General features: G+C 44.9%; 14 protein-coding genes. 6 read left to right on the top strand and 8 right to left on the bottom strand.

The window, feature by feature from the left end; all coding sequences use genetic code 11:
* Positions 1-2: 2 nt before the first annotated feature.
* The 7 genes from K339_RS0127755 to K339_RS35060 all read right to left on the bottom strand — a co-directional run bounded on the left by K339_RS0127755 (position 3) and on the right by K339_RS35060 (position 12,618).
* Positions 3-1,478: a hypothetical protein gene (locus K339_RS0127755; RefSeq protein ID WP_211243854.1), complete on the bottom strand. Its 1,476-nt coding sequence runs from the start codon at positions 1,476-1,478 to the stop codon at positions 3-5.
* Positions 1,479-1,793: 315 nt separating this feature from the next.
* On the bottom strand, positions 1,794-3,323 hold the full coding sequence (locus K339_RS0127760) for a DUF4394 domain-containing protein (protein ID WP_037302080.1): 1,530 nt from the start codon (positions 3,321-3,323) through the stop codon (positions 1,794-1,796).
* 165 nt (positions 3,324-3,488) lie between these two features.
* Positions 3,489-5,912: an exo-alpha-sialidase gene (locus tag K339_RS37960; protein ID WP_084332336.1), complete on the bottom strand. Its 2,424-nt coding sequence runs from the start codon at positions 5,910-5,912 to the stop codon at positions 3,489-3,491.
* A gap of 69 nt (positions 5,913-5,981) precedes the next feature.
* Positions 5,982-7,466, bottom strand: coding sequence for a capsule assembly Wzi family protein (locus K339_RS0127770; protein ID WP_028526517.1), 1,485 nt, complete (start codon positions 7,464-7,466; stop codon positions 5,982-5,984).
* 86 nt (positions 7,467-7,552) lie between these two features.
* Positions 7,553-8,761 (bottom strand): acetyl-CoA C-acetyltransferase, encoded by a 1,209-nt coding sequence (locus tag K339_RS0127775; RefSeq protein ID WP_028526518.1) that lies wholly within the window; start codon positions 8,759-8,761, stop codon positions 7,553-7,555.
* A 76-nt stretch (positions 8,762-8,837) separates the two neighbouring features.
* A complete protein-coding gene (locus K339_RS0127780; protein ID WP_169731908.1) occupies positions 8,838-11,765 on the bottom strand; it encodes a T9SS type A sorting domain-containing protein in 2,928 nt (975 codons plus the stop codon).
* Between the two features lie 292 nt (positions 11,766-12,057).
* A complete protein-coding gene (locus K339_RS35060; protein WP_051398299.1) occupies positions 12,058-12,618 on the bottom strand; it encodes a hypothetical protein in 561 nt (186 codons plus the stop codon).
* A gap of 74 nt (positions 12,619-12,692) precedes the next feature.
* Here K339_RS35060 and K339_RS0127790 point away from each other — a divergent pair, with 74 nt between their 5' ends.
* From K339_RS0127790 to K339_RS0127810, 5 genes are all read left to right on the top strand, one after another.
* A complete protein-coding gene (locus K339_RS0127790; protein ID WP_028526520.1) occupies positions 12,693-13,304 on the top strand; it encodes a fumarylacetoacetate hydrolase family protein in 612 nt (203 codons plus the stop codon).
* Between the two features lie 100 nt (positions 13,305-13,404).
* The gene (locus K339_RS0127795) at positions 13,405-14,181 is read left to right on the top strand and encodes a Fic family protein (protein WP_051398300.1); all 777 of its coding nucleotides are present in this window, start codon (positions 13,405-13,407) and stop codon (positions 14,179-14,181) included.
* A 12-nt stretch (positions 14,182-14,193) separates the two neighbouring features.
* Positions 14,194-16,224, top strand: a complete 2,031-nt coding sequence (locus K339_RS35065; protein WP_084332337.1) for a M23 family metallopeptidase — start codon at positions 14,194-14,196, stop codon at positions 16,222-16,224.
* Positions 16,225-16,240: 16 nt separating this feature from the next.
* Complete coding sequence (locus tag K339_RS0127805; protein ID WP_028526522.1) at positions 16,241-17,005, top strand: alpha/beta fold hydrolase; 765 nt, start codon at positions 16,241-16,243, stop codon at positions 17,003-17,005.
* Entirely contained in the window at positions 17,002-17,703 is a 702-nt protein-coding gene (locus K339_RS0127810) for an SAM-dependent methyltransferase (protein ID WP_028526523.1), read from the top strand. The genes K339_RS0127805 and K339_RS0127810 overlap by 4 nt, the downstream gene beginning before the upstream one ends.
* Before the next feature lie 88 nt (positions 17,704-17,791).
* On the opposite strand, the gene rho is transcribed toward K339_RS0127810, so the two are convergent.
* A complete protein-coding gene (gene rho, locus K339_RS0127815) occupies positions 17,792-19,603 on the bottom strand; it encodes a transcription termination factor Rho (RefSeq protein ID WP_028526524.1) in 1,812 nt (603 codons plus the stop codon).
* Between the two features lie 438 nt (positions 19,604-20,041).
* Between rho and yidC the strand changes: the two genes are divergently transcribed.
* On the top strand, positions 20,042-21,913 hold the full coding sequence (gene yidC / locus K339_RS0127825) for a membrane protein insertase YidC (RefSeq protein WP_028526526.1): 1,872 nt from the start codon (positions 20,042-20,044) through the stop codon (positions 21,911-21,913).
* Positions 21,914-22,004 lie beyond the last annotated feature (91 nt).

Below are 22,004 nucleotides of genomic sequence, written 5' to 3' on the forward strand. Positions count from 1 at the left end.
ATTTAATGGGCTACGTAAATTTTTATGCCATCAATTTCTTGTTTGAGCGCGTAGTAGTCAGTTATAAATTTGGCTAACTCGGGGTAATTTTGGTGTCCGTATCGTTTGGGGTCATTCATCCAAAAAGTGCGGTTAGTGACTGCATCAACAAAGATTTTAGGCTTTGAACGCTGTATGTCACGAAGATACCGTTGATAATATACGGCTTGTAAAGGGTGCTTTATGGCTGTTCTGGGAGAGTGATTTTCGTTGACTCCTTGGGGCATTTGAGTTTCAACATGGTATTCACACGACCATCCCCATACCACTAAATAGTCTTTTGGGCTGGCATATTTTAAAATGGCTTTTCCTACAGCACTCATTTCGTTTTGATTCGAAAACTCCGTTGAGTAGTTGTTGATGGGAGAGCCGTTACGAATGTATTTGATTCCGTTGCCAATGAAAACAAGCTGTGTCAACAGCAAAAGCCACCTCCAAGGGGATTGATGCCCTAGTTGGTGTAGAAAGCGCCCCGTCAATAGGCACATTGGAAGAATAAAAAAGAGAAAATGATGGGTGTAGTAGCTGCCAGTCCGAACAATGACGGCGACAGCCGCGATGAAATAGCCTAAAACCATTAACCAAAAGAAATGGTCTTGCTTTAGCATTTTTACAAATGCTTGTTTTGGAAAAGTTTTGACAAAAAATACCAGCCCCAGCCCAATGAATGGATAAATGTAATAGTTGAATTCCATACCTACTTTCCGAACAGTGGCAGGAAAGCGAATAAAGTCATGAAGAAAGGAGGTGTTTTCTGAAAAATATATTTTAAACTGTGCATTGGCTTTGATGTAGTAAAGAATAAAGTCGTTTAATACCCCGTTGGCTTGCATGTAACAAAGCCATCCTCCCCATACCAAAATAATAACACCCGATACAGTACTGACGTATTTTACCCAATTCGCCTTTTGGAAAAAATAAATCAAAACCAAACTCCATACACCTAGTACAAATGCCAGTGGCAATGCCTGAATTTTACACAATACAATTAAACTGTTGAAAACTCCAAAAACAATAAGCTCGGACAGACTGATAGTTTGTTTGACTGTCCAACGAGCGAGCAAGTAAGTACATACGCAAAGGAATAAAATGGCAATGCCCTCGCTGTAATAATGAACAAGGTCGGCATTTTGAATAAAACTAAAAAAAACGATAACAGGAAGCGTTGCTAGTTGAGCTATATGGTTCGATATGAGTAGCTTAAGTGTTTTGTGTAAATAGAGAATGGGTAAAACACTTAGGAGCCAACTCAAAATATGGGCAAGGTGAAAATCTAAACGAAATCCAAAAGAGCCAAATAATGTTAAAAGATAGGTGTTAATAGGGCCGCTGGTGGTGGGGTCAACCGAACGATAAACGAGTGGATCATAAGAAAATGTGATTCCTTGGGCCAGCATCTGGCTTTCATCCAAGTTGAGCGGGAGATTGTACAGAAACACGGGTAGCCGCATTATTCCCGAAAATAGAAAAACCGTAATAAAAAAGAGAGAATCGTTAATAGGTTGGTTGCGCAAAAGGAGCCAACAAGTAAATATACCAATAAAAAGATGACCAATACTCCAGAAAATGAATGGGTTGTCCCCAAAAGTTAGCCAGTTGGAAAATAGCATAAACGCCAAGTTAGGAATGACTTGGTAAAAGTAATGAATAAAAAGTGCGTAGAATAAAGATGAAGTTAATGAATGAGATAAAAAAATAGGCTGCCAGAAAATCTCCAGCAGCCCAATGGCACTTAACAAGTCTTCAATAATTTACTAAAACCCTAATCCTAAGGTCATTCCACGAAGCATTGGATTGCCAGGGATAGAAGCGCCACCTGTTGCGGCACCTGTGGTTAGGTTGATGGCATAAACGCGCGTTGTACCACCCGAGCGGAGCAATGCGTAAGCCATACCACTCATGCCACCAATGTCAAAACCGTTTCCGCTTTCAGCCTGGATACCAAGTGAACCTACTGGAACAAGCGTACCGTTGTTTGGCGGGTTTTGGGTGTATAGCATGGCGTTACCGCCTGTAGTTTCAATGTTGTACAGGGTTGTTGTAGTGGCACCTGCAAAATTGTTGGTGTAAGCAGAAGCGGTAACAGCTGGTGTACCTGGGTTGATGTTGCCATCTACTGCCGCAGTTGCGCCAGTATCGGGGTGTAAACGAAGGTTCTGACCTGTATTGCTTACGACACGAATGCGGTCAACGGTTGGGTTAAAGTCAAATCCAAAATCTGTACCTGACAATGTAGAAGCAAATGGTCCTGCGCCAATAGCCGTGGCCGCACCGTTTGAAGTATTGATAGTATAAAGACGGCTAGTGCTTCCTAGTGCGTATAATTGACCATTGGCAGGACGGAAATCAATTCCCAAAATCATTTCACCCGATTGCAAACCTGTGATGGCTTTCGTGATAGGCATTGGGTTCATTGGGTTGAAAATGTGGAGGTTATTCGTATTGTCAACGGCATAAGCGGTAGGCTCTGTTGGGATGGCAATACCGATAACGTTGCTAGGTAAGTCACCTAATTTCTGCATACGACCTGTCATCAAATTGACTTGCTGTAATTCAGTGTTTCCGCCAAAAGTCACTGAAGCAATAGCGTTGCCGTCAGGAGCAATGTCAAATCCACCTACTGCCGTGATGTCTAAGCCCAATGAGCCTACCTCGGCCAAAGTGCCGTTGTTAGGTGGGTCTTGGCGATAAAGGCGGTCAGTGGCAGGGTCGATGTCATACAAAACAGTGGTAGTAACCCCTGCTTTATTGTTGGTATAAGCGCCTCCAGCAACCATGGCACCTGCTGCACCGTTGATGTTGCCATCTACTGCCGCTGTAGCACCTGTTTCTGGGTGAAGGCGAAGATTTTGGCCTGTTTCAGTAACAAGACGGATACGGTCAACAGTTGGATTGAAGTCTAATGCTACCATTGAACCATTGAGCGCAGGAGTAAATGGGGCACTACCAATGGCACGTGCCATACCTGTCATTTGGTTGATAACATAAATGCGGCTACCGTCGCTGACACCGTACAACTGCCCCGTAGCTGGACGAAAATCAATGGCTAAAATACGTTCTCCTTGCATCAAGCCTGTGATACCGACAGTCGCAGTAGGAGTGTTGGTGGCTTTTACATTGAGGGCTAAAATTTGGTTAGAAGAAGTTAATGCGTAAAAAGGTGCATCGGGCAAGGTTTGAGGATTGGGCGCCATGCGGTGGTCTTGGCAGGCGTTGAAAACAAAGACCGCAATGATTGCCGCCATTGCCGAAAGGAGGAGACGTGATTTTGGTGGATAAGTCATGATCTAAGTTAGTTTTGCTAGTTGGGTTGTACATTTATTTCTAAACTGTATGTATCTACGCAGAACTACCTTTTCTGGATTTAAGGGAATGAGAAATTTAAAAAAAAAAACCTCTCGAAAGATCTAAGACTTTCGAGAGGTTGACTGTAGTGAGCCGAAAATGTTTTAATATACTTCTACCTCAGAGATAACTGGGCAAGCTTTTGATTCTGTGATACTTACTCGTATTTTTTGAGTTGTAACGGGCGCAAGTTTAAGAATACGCTTGTAACCAATAGTTGTAGCACTTGCTGCTTTTTGCCATTGCCCATTTTGCCAAACTTCTACCGTAAACGCTTTTACCCGTTGTCCCAATTGGATGTGTTCTTTCAACGTTACATATTTCACGGTTTGTGCTTTGCCAAGGTCAATTTCTACCGAACCAGTGGTGACGTCATCGTTGGTCGTCCAGTAGGTATTTTTATCGCCGTCGGTGGTGTTTGAGGCTGCATAATTCGCTACTTTGCCACGGTGCGAGCTGGCCGTTGCTTTGGTTTTTAGGGCCAAATTGGTTTTAAACTCACGGTCAATCATCTCCTTCCAACCTGTCAACGCTTTGACGTCGTTTTCGTGAATCAAGCCACGGCGGTCGGGCGGAACGTTTAATAATAAGGTTGAACCTCTTCCCACCGACGTGAGGTAAATGTCGAAAAGGTTTTCTGGTGTACGAACTTTTTGGTCTTCTTTGGCATGATAAAACCAACCTGGACGAATAGAAACGTCAACCTCCGCAGGAATCCACTGCGTTCCGTCGGCCGAACCTGTGTTTAACAATTTCTCAATCCCACCTTTTCCTGCATAAAGTGTATCAGGGTTGATGGTATTCCAGTTGGTCTCGCCTGCCACACCGCGTTCGTTTCCGACCCAACGCACGCCTGGACCTGCATCACTGAAGAAAATTACTTCGGGGTTAAACTTGCGTACCATTTGCAACGTCGTTGGCCAGTCGTAATATGTCCGCCCATCAATGCGGCGTTTTTCGCGCGCGCCACCGTAGTAGCCGTCGCCTCCGTTGGCCCCGTCAAACCACATTTCAAAAATAGAACCGTAGTTTTCAAAAATCTCTTTCAACTGATTGCGGTAGTACTCCACGTACCCAGGTTTGCCATATTCGGGATGGTTGCGGTCCCAAGGCGACAAATATACCCCAAACTTCAAACCGTATTTTTTACATGCCTCGGCTACTTCTTTTACCAAATCGCCTTGGCCATTTTTGTACGGACTGTTTTTGATGCTATGTTCGGTATATTTACTGGGGAACAAGCAGAAACCATCGTGGTGCTTGCTGGTCAAAATCGCGCCTTTAAAACCTGCGTCTTTCAACGTTTTAATCCATTGCTCTACGTTGGTTTGGGTAGGGTTGAAAATAGAAGGTTTTTCGTCGCCGTAGCCCCATTCTAAATCGCTGAAAGTGTTGGTAGTGAAGTGGATAAACGCATTTTGTTCCATTTCGTGCCAATCCATTTGGGCTTTTGTTGGTGTAGGGCCTACGGCTTTGGGAGGCAATACGTTCGGAATTTCCAACACCACGTGTTTTACTTTTTTGCGGTGGTGGGTATAAGTAACGTGAACGAGTCCGTCGCTACTTTGGATGATGGCGGGGTAGCTAAATTCACCTTTTGGTTCATCTTCAAACACATAAATATCGCGCCATTCTTTGCCGTCGGTAGAGGCTGCCAAGCGTAATTTCTGACGTCCGTTTGACCATTCTTTGCCGCGAATCAAGGGATTATAAACAATCAATTGCGTGCCGTTTTTAAGCGTAACGGCATCCGTTCCCGAGTTAGGGTTGGGCAATGAAGTACCTGCTACTTGCGACCACGTTTTTCCACCATCGCTCGACCACGTTTCTACCACTACATTTTGGCGACTACGGCAAAGTAGCTGCAATCGGCCGTCGGGATAGGTAAGGATACTTGGCTGAATAGCTCCAAAAGAGCCATTGTCAATCATGATTTTTTGCCAATTTTTACCGTCTTTGTCGGTTTTTTCTAGGTAAACGTTCCATATTTTTTCGTCATTGCTTTCAAAACTCGTCGGGTGCAGGATGTCACCGTTGGCCAATTGTACCGACTTGTTTTTGATGGGGCCAAGAAAGCCTTCGGGTAGTTTTTCGGCCTTCGACCATGTTTTCCCATTATCGGTTGAGGTCATCACCATGCCCCACCATTCGCGAGGATTGGGGCCTACTTTGTAATAGAGAAAAAGTTTTCCAGCTTTGCTTTTGAACAAAACGGGGTTCCAAGTTGGGTGACGTGTGCTGGCGTCCATCACGCCGTCGGCCATTTTTTTAGGGGCACTCCATTTGCCATTTTTAGATTCTGACGTCCAGATACACACATCTGGGTGGCGTTCGTGGGTTCCGCCAAACCAAGTAGCCATCAAATGGTCTTTGCCTAATTCGACAATACTTGATGCGTGGCATTCGGGAAAGGGAGCAGTTTCGTAAATAAATCCTTCTTTTATGAGCTTAACTGCGGGAGTTTGGGCTAGGAGAGAGGACGTAAACGCTGTGAAAATCACAACGAAATTGAGCAGTTTTAAGCGCATGGGCGAATACGTGTGGTTAAAGTAAAAGGTAGATTTGGTTATGAATGCGCAATTTACCTTATTTCTACTTTACCACGACTTACAAATTCCAAAATATCCCCCAAAACTAGGCAAAAACAGTTCGCCCTGGTCGTACGCCAACGAACCTTTGATAGAAGTTTTTGGCCAACGATTTAGGCGTATTTGGGCAGAAACTAAACCCGAAAACTGATAAAAAGTACGCGGGTTTACCCAGCCATAAGCACCCAAATTTTGGCTATACGAAAACCGAGAGCGTACCGTAAGTTGCTGTTTATATTGCCATTCAGTGCCAATGTATCCCACGCGCAAACGGTTATTTGGAAAAAAATATCCAGGTGTTAAAACCGAATTGTTGGGCTGAATTGTCGCACGAGGGGCGATAAATGGCGTGCCTAAGGTGAATCCATTGTACGACCAGCCTTCCAAGTATTGCCCGTGATTAAAATAATTGTCAGCTCCTTGGTATTTTGATGTTGTGCTGTATTGTTCGCCACTTTGGTTGGTGGTTGTGAGGTATTCAAGTACAATGTGTTTGAGAAAAAGTGGATGCGTGCTCAAACTTTTGCGTAGCCAGCGCAGTCCTGTCAGCCCGTCAGGTCTATTCTGCCATGCGAGCCCAGAAGCATCTTCGTAGGGGTGTTGGTGGTAAAGAAGCACTTGAAACTTCGTAGTTTTCAATTCAATGCCAAGGTCGTAGCTGCCGAGGTGATTTCCGATGCGATTGGCGCCGTCGAAAGAATTGAAGCGATCGTTGGCATAGTCATCAGGATACCGCCCCGTGACCAGCGAAAGGTAGTCCTGAAAGGTATTAGGCAGGGCACCATTGACGGCGGCAGGCGAATTGTTAAGGTAATCGGCATGACCGCCCCACTGTACTTGGTGGTTCATGCCTGCGTAGAGCCGAAGCGGCCAATGCGGTTTGCCAAATCTAACGTAGAATTGTTTTTGGTGAAAATAGGCTTGATTGATGTAAGAAGCAGTAAACCAGCCTTGGGCGTATGCTCCTTGAAACGCCAGAATATGTTTCAGGAATCCTAGCGAAATGAATCCGTGCGTTTGAAGTTGAATTTTGGGAAAAGGCATGGCATTGCCCGACCACGCATAAAAACCAGAAGAAAGTGTGCTGTCGCCTAATCCGACGACCTCGCGTTGTCTGCCTGCCGAAAGTTCTATTTGCTTCCATTTAAGTTTGGCATAGACTTCGGGCCATAGGAGGGTAGTGCCGCCTTGGGCGTCGCCAAACGTACGGTTTACCACAAAAAATGCGCCTGCTGCCCAGTCAAATGCTGAACGACGCGTCGAGTCTGTACGGTAATCACGGTGCGGATTGACCCGTAATGTTACAAAAGGATTGGTTTGGGGAACCATTCCGTATTGATTACTTCTTAGCCAAAAGGGCGTCTGGGTTTCGGTAGCAAAAGCTGCACCTGCCTCCAAATCGTAAGAAAACTGGTTAAAAAGCTTGTGAAGTTGGGCGCAAAGCGGTGTCCCAGTGCCTAGAAAAATGAATATAAGGAGGTAAAGTAGCCGCATAGAAACATAAAGTTAAAGAAGACAACAATATGTACGATAAAATGGTCGCTCCAGTAACTTTATGTTTATGTTATTTTTTTGTACTCCTAATTTACGCGTTCAAAAATGGTGGCAATGCCCATTCCGCCGCCAATACAAAGGGTAGAGAGGCCAAATTGTTTATCAGAACGTTCGAGCTCATCAATCAAGGTAGCAGAAATAATAGCTCCCGTTGCACCTAGGGGATGGCCCAAGGCAATAGCTCCACCGTTGACGTTGACTTTGGTGTGGTCAACGCCCAATTGTTCCATAAAAAACAAAGGAATGGCAGCAAAGGCTTCGTTTACTTCAAACAAGTCGATGTCTGCAATGCTCATGCCTGCTTTTTTGAGCACTTTGTGGGTGGCAGGTACAGGCCCCGTAAGCATGATGGTTGGCTCCGAACCAACGATGGCAAAAGCTTTGATTTTGGCGCGTGGGTGCAAACCGAGTTGGTCACCGATTTCTTTTGAACCAATCAAAATTCCCGCCGCTCCATCCACAATTTGTGAGGAGTTTCCTGCGTGGTGAACGTGGTTTATTTTGTCAATATCGGCATATTTCATCAAAGCCAAGGCATCAAGCCCCATGCTTCCCATCATTTCAAAAGCGGGTTTTAAAGCTGCTAAAGAGTCAACCGTAGTACCTGGGCGAACGCCCTCGTCGCGGTCGAGGAGGGTAATGCCTATTTCATCTTTGTAAGGAACAAGTGATTTGGCAAAACGATTGCCTTTTTGAGCTTCTATGGCACGTCGGTAAGATTCCGCAGCGTAGCTGTCAACGTCGCGGCGAGAGTAGCCGTATTTGGTGGCAATCAGGTCGGCCGAGATTCCTTGGGGAACGATGTTGTGCCGAGCTACAATCTGAGGATTCATAAACAATGCTCCGCCGTCGGTTCCCATCGGTACGCGACTCATCGACTCTACACCTCCTGCAATCACCATATCGACTTGACCTGACATGACGTAAGCGGCCGCTTGGTTGATGGCTTCTAAGCCCGACGAACAAAAACGGTTGAGTTGTACCCCTGCCACTGACTCGGCATAGCCTGCTTCAATGACCGCCGTACGGGCAATGTCGGCCCCTTGCTCGCCAACGGGCGTGACGCAGCCCATGATGACGTCATCGACAAAACGGGTATCAAGTTGGTTACGTTCTTGAATTGATTTTAAAACAGACGTAAGAAGTTGAACAGGTTGAACTTCGTGCAAAGAACCGTCCGATTTCCCACGCCCGCGAGGGGTACGAACTGCGTCATAAACAAATGCTTCGGCCATAGTTTAAGGGAGATGAAAATGGTATTAGACAATTTTTTGTAAATGTAATACAATCTTGTCAACTAAAGAACCGCTTTTAACGGCTTATCACGATGCGCTTTACCTGACTTCCTACCCGCAAAAAGTAAGTTCCATTGGGCAGATGCTGAACGTTGACGGTCATGCGGTTGTTGCCCGCTACGCCAATGGTATTGGTTGTGTTGAAGACAAGGCTTGCTGCCGTGTTGTAGATTTCAAACGATACAGGCTTGGGCGCTGATAAGGTAAAATCGACGGTTAGTAGCGTTTGAGCTGGGTTCGGATAAACATTGACCACATCCCCCGATGGATTGGAGGTTGTCACTGAAAGTAATAAATCTGATTTTTTGATGGCTTGAAGCGCATACCAAAGGGTTTGGTCAGTGCTTTGGACAAAGGAAACATCGAATGTACTGGGAGCGGAGGGAAGCACATCACTGGTAGAGACAATTTGCCCCGTCGTCGAAAGTTTGTGAATACGTAGCGCTTCAGCATTAAGCGTCAATCGGGCTTCAATGGCCAAGGGGCGCACTGACGTTGGGGACGTCCCCCAATTGTTGTTGACCGAAGTGTTGGTAGCATTCCAAACCATTCCTGTGTTTTGGGTTTGGGACGTAATGGTAATCAACGAACTGTCGGAATCTGCCAAGGATTTTGAATTGAGCGATACCCACGTGAGTGCGCCAAATTCGCTGGCTGATTTGAGTGTGAAATTGCCAACTTGCGTATTGGGAACATCTTTTAAAAAGCCCGTAAGTGTCACAAAACGAGGTGTATTGGTAGTTAAAAGGCCCGTTTGTGTGTTTAGTGTGGTCTGTTGGGTTGATGTTTGAAAAGTACCATTACTTACGTTTGGAAACACCTGACTGCTGAGTCCTTGGGCATGGTGGTAGGTGTTGGTGCGCAGCGAATGGGTAAGTTGGAGTCGAAAATCGTAGGGGACGTATTTTCCCCAACGGCCGCTGTTGTCTTTTTCAAACGACCAATAAATGTCTTTTTCGGAGTAATTGACCAACGTGGGCGTGGCTTCGGTAATAAGGCCATTCCGAAACGCCCAGGCGCAAGAGGGAAACAAACTCATGGTGCTGTGGTCGCGGTGAATGGAAAAATAACCTCCCACTTTATCGGCAGCCCAAGTGCTGTTGACGTCGCTATTGTATTCAAAAAACATGACCCCATCCATGCCGTGAAAAGCACCATACGCAGCTATGGCTGGAACCATTTCGGCGCGGTAGCGATTGGGGTAGCCGTGGTTGTACTCACTGATGGTGATGGGCTTTGAGGCCAACGGAATTCCCGAAAAAACGGAAGAAATGGCACTGAAATACGCATTTTTGACCATCGGGCTGTTGCTAATAGTCCAATCTGACGCATCCCATGCCACGTTTGGGAAGTGCGGGTGGTCCCAATAACTGTGGTCGTCGTAGTAATCCATGTTTTCGTGCTCAAGCCCTTCTTGGATACCCGTAAGGGCGTTGGTACCTGTGATGGGCGCTTGGACGTTGAGGGTGGTACGGAGAAATGTGCGCATATCTTCCATAAACTTCTTTTGAAGTTGGATGTAGAATTGCGCCAAATCTGCGACACGTTGTTTGGAATAATTGCCACGGTCTTTGTACTCCATCCGTTGGATGTTACGAGCGGCTAGGTTTTCGCCCGTTAGAAAAGCCGTACGCGTCGATTCTTTTAGGGAAACATTATCGAGCCAAATCGTGGTGCCGTTTGGTAAATTTCCTACCTGAAAAGCCAAACGTCCATTACCCATCAAAGCGTCCCCTGCCACTACATTGATTTTGAATTGTTGCCAAGCAGAGGTTAAATTGAAATTTTGTCCACCGTACCAGTTATAGGGGGAGTTATCTTGCATGAGCGAAACACTGAGTACAGTTGCTTGGTTGGCTTTTGCCCAAAACTGAATGGTGTATGTGGTGTCTTTTTGCAAAGAAAAACGGAGGTATTTAAACTGCAAATGCCAAGTTTCGGTGCCTTTGTTCGTGACCGTTACTTTGGCCGATTTACTTCCTGACTGGGCTTGCGAATTGTCTAGAGTAGCGCTGGCGGTTGCTCCTGCATTTTGCTCCATTGACCAGTTGGTATTCAACGTTGCGCCTTCAAAACCTCCATCGGTTACTCTTTCTGCGATGTTAAGGTTTGATCCTTGCCAAGCGGTTTGCAAGGTGGTTTGGGTTTGATACTTAGTCACCAAAAACGCATTCCAAAGGCTGTCGAGCCTAACTGCCTGACGATAAAGTAGAGAACCACCATCTTTTCTGGACTTGAGTTGATTGTCTTTCCACATGCCATACAACGAATTTTCATTGATGATTTCAACCATGGCCAAACAAGGGTCTTCGGCGAGTTTTAAGCCAGTATAAGGATTGACGTGGCCTAACAATTGGGTAGCGTACTCCTTTTGTAGTGCAATCAACTGTGGGTCAAAAATGGTGGCGCCTTTGGCAAAATCGAGCAGTGAATCGGCATTGGCTACGCCGTCGGAAGCCTTGAACGTCCGTGAAACGTTCAAGTTCATATTCGTATAAATATTGTTCTTTTTCAGCTCATTGATAAAAAAATCAAGGCGGTCGAGGGTTGTTGAATTTAAGGTTCGGGTCGATTGCCCTGAAACAAAAATACTGCCTTCATTTCCTCCCCACGGATTATCTAAGTGGTGAAAACGCACCAAATTGATACCCATTTTACGGGCATGGGTCGCGGCGTCGGGGGCGATGGTTTTGGCAGGAAAAGCAGCGGCTGAAGTAATGTTTACGCCCCAAAAACGAAAAGGTTGACCGTTGACGATGAAGTTGCTGCCATTGACCGAAACGCGGTCTGGGTTGCCAATGGTTTTGGCAGGGAATTTTGGAAGAAAAGCGGCAGTACTTCCGTCGTTGTAAGGAAAGCTAAAAGGAAATCCGCCCGTAAAGTTTTGACAAAACGATGAGAAGCTAATGCCCAAAAGCAATAAGAAAGGGAGTGTTGTTTTCATACCGTTATGGATTAGAGTAGGAATAGACTCTTTACTAAACAGGTTAAACGCATTAAAAAAAACAGCCTCAGCGAGGCGAAATCTTAGTAGAAAAAGAGGGCAAAGGCGAACCAAAAGCCCCATCTGGGCGGCCGACGCTCGGTAAAAGATGTCACCGAGCGTCGGCCGCCCAGATGGGGCTTTGTGGTGGATTTGATTCATTTTTCTACTAAGATATAGCTCCTCTGGAGCAATGAATAGCGACCCCATATTTTAATCCGTTCAACCTGTTTTCAAAACTTGGAAGGCCTGGTTAAGTTCCTAAAAACATACTTTTGAGACAATTCCAAAGCGCGCGTTTGTTTTTGTCGTCACTCTGCACAATGTCGAGCGATTCGGATAAAAGAAAATTGACTCCCGCGATTTGTTTGGGGTCGTAGCGGTTCATCATAATTTCCAAATTGATTTGGATAAATGGAACGCCAAACGATATAATATGGTGTACTTTCTTGTTTCGAAGCAACGGACGAAAATCCATCTGTTTGGCCCCAGATAAGTTCAAAATATCTACGCCATCTAGGTTTAAGTTAACCGCCTTGAGTACTTTTTCCAAGAATATGGTATTACTCGGCGACATCTTTGGCGACTCGTTGATTAAAATTAATACCTGATGGTTGAGGTTGGGCGTCTCAAAAGTCGGTGGAGGAGGAGTTGGAGCGGCTACAGGAGCAGGGGGCGGTGGTGTAGGCGCCTCCACCAGAGGTTCTTGTACCAAAGACGTGGCAACCTCTTTGACTATTTTTTCTATCGCCTCTACTTCTTGGGCACGATAAAGCGTTTCGTTTTGGAACAGGAGTTGATAAAATGACTTCATTTTACAAAGCTAAGAATAGATTTCCTTTTACGGGAGGTAGTCCGTAGTTTTGTGCGCGTAAAATCCAGAAAATTATGAAAATCATTTGCATAGGTCGCAACTACGTTGATCATATTCACGAACTTCAAAATGCCATTCCCGAAGATCCCGTCATTTTCCAAAAGCCCGACACGGCGTTGTTGAAAGAAGGGGCAGCATTTTATCTGCCTGATTTTTCCCAAGATGTTCACCATGAAGTAGAGATTGTGGTGAAAATCAGCAAGATGGGTAAAAACATTGACGAAAAATTTGCCCACAAATACTACGACCAAGTAGGCATTGGAATTGATTTTACCGCACGTGATTTACAATCAAAGCTGAAAACGAAAGGCTTGCCGTGGGAATTGGCCAAAGCATTTGATGGTTCCGCCCCGATTTCCGACTTTGTTTCAAAGGCAGATTTTGCGGATATGCAAGACATCAATTTCCATTTGGAGGTAAACGGCGAAACGCGCCAACAAGGCAATACCTCGTTGATGTTGTTCAAAATAGACTACATTATATCGTTTGTATCTCGCTTTTTTACCCTCAAAACGGGTGATTTGATATTTACAGGTACGCCCAAAGGAGTAGGGCCTGTAAAAGCAGGCGACAAGCTCACAGCTTTCGTTGAAGGTAAAAAAATGTTGGAATTTGAGGTAAAATAGCGGAAAGTTATCGACCCTAGGTGGCATTTAGGGAGGAATAAAGTGGATGATAAAGGCGACTATTTGGAAGCAGTTGTACGCGAAAAATCATGAAGTGTAGATGAAAAGATTATTAGTGGATGATTATTATGGTACTTGGCTTTCAATGCTTGATGTGAAGCTTGAACATGAGTTTGACAAAATAAGGGCAAGGGAATGGACGGCTGATAATTTCAAATTTGCTACGGCTGTATCGGTCATGTCGTCTTCTAAAATTGAAGGGGAGCTATTGGAAGTGGATAGCTATATAAAACATAAAATATTAAATGTAGAGTATCTGCCCAATCTTACCGAAAAGCCTAACGACTTGTACGCTGCTTACGAATTTGCCAAGGATTACCCACTTTCAAAAGACCATTTTCATAAGGCTCACGGAGTTGCTACTTTACACTTATTGCCTGATTCTCAGCGGGGACAAGTAAGAAAGGGTAATATGCTGATTATGGAGCAAAAGTCGCAGCGTGTAGAATACGAAGCTGCATCAGCCCATTTGGTAAAGAGTGAGTATGACACGTTTTGGGGAGAATTGGATGATTTGTTGGATGCCAATTTGAAATTTGAAGAGATATTTTATTATGCCTCGTTAATTCATTTGGTATTTGTAAAAATACATCCTTTCAATGATGGCAATGGCCGAACGGGGAGGCTGCTTGAAAAATGGTTTTTAGCCTCTAAGCTAGGCGATAGAGCTTGGTATGTGCCGAGTGAATTGTATTATTACAACAACCTGAAATCGTATTACCACAATTTAGCTCGTATTGGCTTGTTTTATGACGATTTGAAGTATGAAAAAGGAATACCGTTCCTGCTTATGCTACCAAACTCGTTGACGAATTAAGATAAAAAATACATGATTTTAAAACGCATTCTCATACCGTTATTTAGTATAGTTTTTGTGATTGGAAGCTTTGCTCAAAAAGCGAGTTTTCCCAAAGGCTATTTTCTGTTTCCGATTTCTCCTGGGCAAAAAAACACCTTAGCGGGTGTATTGGGTGATTTGCGCGCAAATCACTTCCATGCGGGGATTGACGTTCGCACCCAGCAACGCGAAGGCTTGCAAGTGCTGGCCGCTGCCGATGGGTATATTTCTAAAATCAAAGTTCAAACGACAGGTTATGGAAATGTGATTTTTATTAAGCACCCCAACGGCATGACCACCGTCTATGGGCACTTGTTGTCATTTGCCGACCCCATGGGGAGTTATTTGCGGGAAAAACAGTACGAACGCAAAACGTTTGAAATAGAAATCAACCCGTCGCCCGAACAATTTCCCGTTCAGAAAGGTGAATTAATTGGATTGTCTGGAAACACGGGCGGGTCAGGAGGACCACACTTGCACTTTGAAATTCGAGATTCAAAAGACAACTACCTGAACCCCTTGTTCTTTGATTTTGCAGAAGTAGAAGACGATGTGCCGCCGTATTTTAATTCATTGGCCATTCGTCCGATGTCATTGATAAGTCGTGTCAATGGCGAGTTTGAAAGAATCAGCGTTCGTCCTGTTCGCCAAAAAGATGGAAGCTATAGCATTGGCCAAACTGTTAAAGCTTGGGGAGAAATTGGCTTGGAGCTGATTGCCTTTGATGCCATGAACGGCGTCAACTTTCGTAATGGGGTCAATTGTGTTGAAATCAAATTGGACGGGAAAGAAGTGTTTGCTTACAACATGACGTCGTTTCCCAGCTGGAGCACCCGCGACTATAACAATATCATTGATTATGCGACGGAACAACGCAACGGGCTTCGGTATTTAAAATGTTATAACCCCGACGGTAACTTGTACGGCCTCCAAAAAACGGATGGCTATCGGGGAAAACTTCAAATTCGGGACACGCTGACGCACGAAGTACAAGTGACGCTTTTTGACTCCTACGAAAATTCGTCGATATTGCGATTTAAGGTAAAAGGCGAACTTTCGGAAGCGCTTATGATGCCTTTGGGAGAGTCGGAACAAGCGCCAACTTTGGCCTACATAAAAACGGATGCGACCGAAAACGTGTTGAAAATCAGTGCATTGGGCTTGTCGCAAGCCGTTCCCGCAGAGATTTTTAGCAAACGTGCGCCCTTGCAACTTTCGCCCGCGTACAAATCAAACGGAGAGACGGTTTATTTGCTGGATTTACGCGAACATTTGCCCGATTCGATTCGGATTGGGAATAAATTGCTTCGTACCGATTTTCGGCAACGTATCCGTCCCGACCGAATTGAAACGTATAAAGAAGACCGCTTTTCCATTCGTTTTGGTAACAAAAGCATATTTGACACGCTGTATTTAGCGGTTCAGTCGCGACCCAATGGTTTGATTATCAACGATGGTTATACGCCACTTCGGGATGCGATAGGAGTTAACTTTCGACCTGATATTTTGCCCGAAAATCCCGACAAAACCCACATGTACCGCTTAGATGGCGGCCGTATGAGGTTTGTGGGGGGAAAATGGGAAGGAAATTCGATTGATTTTACCACCCGTGAGCTGGGAAGTTTTGGATTGGCAACGGACGAGGCACCGCCTGCGGTTCGGGTGATTCAAGCCAATAAAAAAAGTATTTCGGCCCGAATTTCAGATGGCATGTCGGGTATCGAACGTTTTGATGCCTACGTCAATGGCGAGTGGGTGTTGATGAATTATGATTACAAACGCAGTTATATTTGGTCTGACAAACTGGTGGATTCCCTCGATTTTGAAGGTACGTTGCGCTTAGAGGTGCGGGATAGAGCGGGGAATGTAGCGGTTGTTGAAAGCGAAATCAAAGAAGTAGTAGTTCGCCCTGCCGTAGCTTCAAAACGCACCAAATCAAAAGCCGTCGCTGGTCGTCGAAAAAAAGCGGCTAAAGCTACGGGCAAATCAAAAAAATCTTCCAAAAAACGCGCTAAGCGATAATTAGGCAGTTAAAAATATGCAACTTTTTTTTCGTCAAGTAGGCACAGGTCAACCACTGGTTATTTTACACGGACTATTTGGGTCGTGTGATAACTGGTTGACAATAAGCAAGGTCATTGCCGAACAAGGATTTTCGGTCTATGCCGTTGATCAGCGAAACCACGGACGTTCGCCTCATGCCCCCAGCCATACCTATCCAGAATTAGCGGCGGATTTACACGATTTTTTACAGCAAAACAACATTGAAAATCCGATTTTGGTGGGACATTCGATGGGTGGAAAAACGGTGATGCAATACGCCATGCTTTATCCTGATACGTTCAGTAAATTGGTGGTGGTTGACATTGCTCCCAAGTCGTACCCCGTTCATCATGCCGAAATCTTAAAAGGGCTAAGTGCCGTTCCGTTGACCGAAATTCAAAACCGCAACGAAGCCGAAGCCATTTTGAGTCAATACGAACCAAGCCCGTCGGTACGTCAATTTTTATTGAAAAACTTGTACCGCAACGAAGAAGGTGTGTTTGCGTGGCGCATCAACTTGCCCGTGATAAAACAATACATCGAGTTGATTGGGGCAGATTTGGAAAATACCCAAACAATACGCACCCCTACGCTTTTTATTCGAGGTGCGGAATCAAGGTATATCAAAGATGCTGATTTCTGGACTATTCAGACGCTTTTTCCGAATGTTACCCTCGATACCATCGAAAACGCAGGACACTGGGTACAAGCAGAGCAACCAGAGGCATTTGTAAAATCGTTGATGAACTTTGCCAAATGAAGCTATACCTTATTCCAACGCCGCTTGCAGATGGAACAACCCAAAGCGTTTTGCCTGCCCACGTACCCGAAGCAGTAAAAGACCTAGAAGTTTTTTTTGCCGAAGAACTCCGCACAGGACGTCGTTTTGTGAGTAGTTTACGGTTGGGGAAAACCATTGAAAACCTCACTTTTTACGAACTTCAAAAAAATACTCCCGAGGCCGACACTTTAGCCCAGTTGAAAGCACTACTTGCTGAAAATAAAGATGCAGGGGTCATGTCAGAAGCGGGCTGCCCAGGCGTAGCTGACCCAGGAGCTGTAGCCGTTAAATACGCGCACCAATTGGGCATTGAGGTAGTGCCATTAGTTGGGCCTTCGTCGCTATTGTTGGCCTTGATGGCCTCTGGTATGAGCGGACAATCGTTTGTTTTTCACGGTTATTTGCCCATCGACCGAGCTCCGCGCGGGAAAGCCGTCAAGCAATTGGAGAAAGAGGCGATAGCCAAGAGGCAGACCCAGATTTTTATTGAAACGCCTTATCGGAACAACCAAATGATGAAGGAAATATTGGCACAATGCCAGCCAAACACCCGTGTTTGTGTTGCTTGCAACGTGACATCACCCGAAGGATTTGTCAAAACGTTGACGGTCAAACAATGGAAAACCCAAGTGCCTGAGCTTCACAAAAAACCGACCGTTTTTTTGTTGGGAGAATAACTGAAAGTGGGAAAGAAAAATTAAAGAGGCTGGGTCGTTGACTCAGCCTCTTTAATAAAGTAGTAAGATAGAACGAAAAGTCGTTTTTCTATCGGTTCATCGAAATCAAGAATTCTTCGTTGGTACGTGTTCCTTTCATGCGTTCCAATAAGAAATCCATCGCCTCGTTTGGATTCATATCAGAAAGGTATTTGCGCAAAATCCACATACGCTGGAGGGTTTCACGGTCGAGGAGCAAATCTTCACGTCGTGTACCTGAGGCGTTCACATCGACTGCTGGATACATACGTTTGTTGGCCAAACGGCGGTCGAGTTGGAGTTCCATGTTACCCGTACCTTTAAATTCTTCAAAGATAACTTCGTCCATTTTTGAACCAGTATCAATGAGGGCTGTAGCGATGATGGTCAAAGAGCCACCATTTTCCACGTTACGGGCAGCACCAAAGAAGCGCTTAGGTTTGTGAAGTGCATTGGCATCGACCCCACCCGAAAGGATTTTACCCGAAGCAGGCGTAACGGTGTTGTATGCACGGGCCAAACGCGTGATAGAGTCAAGAAGTATCACCACATCGTGGCCACATTCTACCATCCGTTTTGCTTTTTCAAGCACCATACCCGTTACTTTTACGTGGCGGTCGGCTTGCTCGTCAAAAGTGGAAGAAATCACTTCGGCACGAACACTGCGCTGCATGTCGGTAACTTCTTCGGGGCGTTCGTCAATGAGTAGAATGATAAGGTAAATTTCAGGGTGATTGCGCGTAATGGCGTTGGCAATTTCTTTGAGTAATACAGTTTTACCCGTTTTGGGTTGCGCTACAATCATCCCACGTTGGCCTTTTCCAATGGGGGCGAAAAGGTCAAGAATACGCGTAGAATAGTTGTCAGGTTTGCCACTGAGTTTGATGTGGTCTTGCGGGAACAATGGCGTGAGGTATTCAAACGGAATACGGTCACGAATTTCTTCGGTTGTTTTACCGTTGACGGTTTCGACGCGAAGCAGGGCAAAGTATTTTTCTCCTTCTTTGGGCGGGCGTACTGAGCCACGAATGGTATCGCCAGTTTTTAAGCCAAAGAGTTTTATTTGAGACGGCGATACATAAATATCGTCGGGACTAGCTAAATAATTATAATCGGCAGAACGTAAGAAGCCGTACCCACCATCTGACATGATTTCGAGTACCCCTTCGTTGATGATAAGTCCATCAAATTCTTTTACGTAGTTGTTATACTGCCGTTTGATTTTATTCTGGAACTCATCAGGGCGATAGTCACGCGAGCGCTCTTCCGTTTTAGCGGGAAGTGGTTCGGCGGCTTCTGCCTCTGCGGGGGCTTCTGCTTCAAAATTTTCGGTAATAAATGAGGTGTCGAAAAAGTCATCCTCAGGAAGTTCGATTTTTATATCGGCAAATTCTTCCTCAGCTGCTGGTTGCTCACTTGCTGGCTGTACGGGCGCCTCGGCGGGTGCTGCAGTGGGTTCGGGAGTAGATTCATCAAAAAAGCGAGGTGTATCCTGAGGTGAATTGTCAGGAAACGGTTTCTCGTTTTTATGAATACGCTGACGTTTGCCACGTTTATCAAACGAATCGTTTGATCTAGGATGAAAAAAGTCAATGGTATTTTGAGAAACTACTTCCACCGATTCTGAGGAAGCACCTTCAGCGGCGGCATCTTCTGTTGGAGCATCAGGGCCTGACGCAGCAACTTTTCGAGGACGTTTGCCTGAAGGTTGTGCAGATTTTGATTTTTCGGCGGGAGTGTCAGAAGTAGAGGACTGTTTTTCTAAAATTTTAGCGATCAGTTCTTTCTTTGAAAACTTAGAAGGGTCTTTGATACCGTTTTTTTCGGCAATTACCCGTAACTCCGCTAGGAGTTTGGGATTTAGATCATCAATGCTGAGCATATAAAAATGAAGGGTAAAGAGAACCTTTACACGGAGAAATGTTTATTATTAGTTATTTAACAACAAGAGGATAAACCAGGAAAAACAGGGATTGATAGCTGGAACTGAACAAGAGAGACGGCTTTTGGGTTAATGTGTATCAGATAAGCCGTAGTATTGTCAGAAAAGTCTCGCAATTATACTTCTTAAACGGGATTCTGTCAAGAAAATTTTGGTATTTGTTATTTTTTTTGGCGCTATTGTGATTTTTTCGCTAAAAAATGACCGCTCATCCTTCTCACAGGTGCTAATTCTTGAAAACTCACTAACTTTGCACCCGCTTTTGCCACAGCAAGAGCAGTTATTAGTTTACCGTTAATCATGAGAATGTTTCCTAACGGCTGAGTACGAATAACGTGTAACAAATAACGTGTCATAAATAACGTATAAACCAAACAAATGGAGAGAAATCAAATCATTGGATTAGCCCTCATCATGATGATGCTAGTAGGGTACCAAATCCTAGCACCACAAACTGAGCCTCCCAAGACGAATCCTGCGACGCAAACCAAGTCTAGTGCCACGGCCGCTGTTGCACCTGCCCCTCGTCAATTGGATTCGGTAGCTGCCAAAGCCATCTACGGCGATTTTGCCAGTGCAGCCATCGGTACTGCAAAAGATATTGTGGTAGAAACCGATGATGTTCGCTTGACTTTTAGCACCAAAGGCGGGAATGTCAAAGAAGTACTATTGAAAAAATTCAAAACCTACACCAATGCTCCTTTGTACCTTATTGATGAGCAAAGTAGTAAGTTTAACCTCGAACTCCCTACCAACAAAGGCACAATCAACTTGGCGGATTTGTATTTTACAACGGAGGCAAGCAATCAAGTAATCACGACGGGCAAATCAACAAAATTAGCTTTCCGTTTGCCTTTGGGAGCTAATCAGTACATCGAACAAACCTACACCATTCAGGGAAGTGGGTATTTGATTGATTATGATGTGCAATTGGTTGGATTAGATGGCCTTGTGAAGAACGAGCCTACGCGCCTTGTATGGCAAGATAAGTTGAAACAGCTAGAAAATGACATGGCTGAAAACCGCAAAGTAGTGACGACAAATTACTACGCTGACGGAGAGTTGTCGGATATTGGGCGTGGGCAAAGCGATAATGTAGAAGAAAAAATAGAACAACCTGTCTCGTGGTTTGCTCACAAAAACAAATATTTCCTTTCTGCTTTTATTACGAAAGGGTCGAGTTTGAGTAATGCAACCTTAAAATCGTTGGTTAACCAGTCGGACACGACCTACATTAAAACCATGCAAAGCGAAGGAAGCCTTTCAACGGCCGACTTGAAAGCTGGCAAAGGAAACTTCCAGCTTTTCTTTGGACCAAACGACTACCAAATTGTAAAGAATATTGGTACAGCTACCGATTTTGGCGACAACGTGGACTTGGGGTATGCGTTTTTGAAACCGCTCAACAAGTTCTTCTTTGTGCCTATGTTTAGCTTTTTGGAGAAGTTTTTCTCTAACTATGGCGTGCTGATTGTGGTGTTGGTGTTGATTGTCAAATTATTGATGACCCCACTCGTATATAAGTCGTATGTAAGTATGGCTAAAATGCGGATGTTGGCGCCAGAACTGGCTATTATCAAAGAAAAAGTTGGTGATGACGCGGCCAAAATGCAGCAAGAACAAATGAAGTTGTATCAACAAGTGGGTGTGAGTCCGTTGAGTGGCTGTATTCCTGTGTTGGCGACGATGCCTATTTTGATGTCGTTGTTCTTCTTGTTTCCCAACTTGATTGAACTTCGTCAGCAGTCGTTTTTGTGGGCAAGTGACCTTTCTACTTACGATGCGCCCATCAAATTGCCGTTTGCGATTCCGTTCTACGGTGCTCACGTAAGTATTTTTACATTGGCGATGACCATTTCTCAGTTGGTATATGCGTGGTACAACAACCAGATAACGCCTGCGCAAGTGCAGCAGCCTGGGATGCCTGATATGCGTATGCTGACGTACTTTATGCCTGTGATGTTTATGTTTGTGATGAACTCGTTCCCTGCGGGTTTGAGCTTTTACTACTTGGTATCGAACGTAGTGACTATTTTACAACAGCAGGTGATTCGTCGTTTTGTGAATGATGATAAAATTCGTTCGATTTTGGAAGAAAACCGCCGCAAAATCGCGTCAGGTGAGAAGAAAAAATCGAAGTTCTCTGACATGCTTGAGCGCTCGATGAAAGCGGCTGATGAAGCCAAAAAACAAGCAGACGAAGCGAAAAAGCAAGTTGAAGCAAAACGTGCGCAAGCAAAGAAAAAATAACTAGGAAGGATGCGTCGGGGTGTGAGCACCCCGACGCACACGCTAATAACAAAAAAGGGCAGCTCATGGCTGCCCTTTTTTGTTATCTATC

It is taken from the genome of Runella limosa DSM 17973 (assembly GCF_000482465.1).
Taxonomy (GTDB): domain Bacteria; phylum Bacteroidota; class Bacteroidia; order Cytophagales; family Spirosomataceae; genus Runella; species Runella limosa.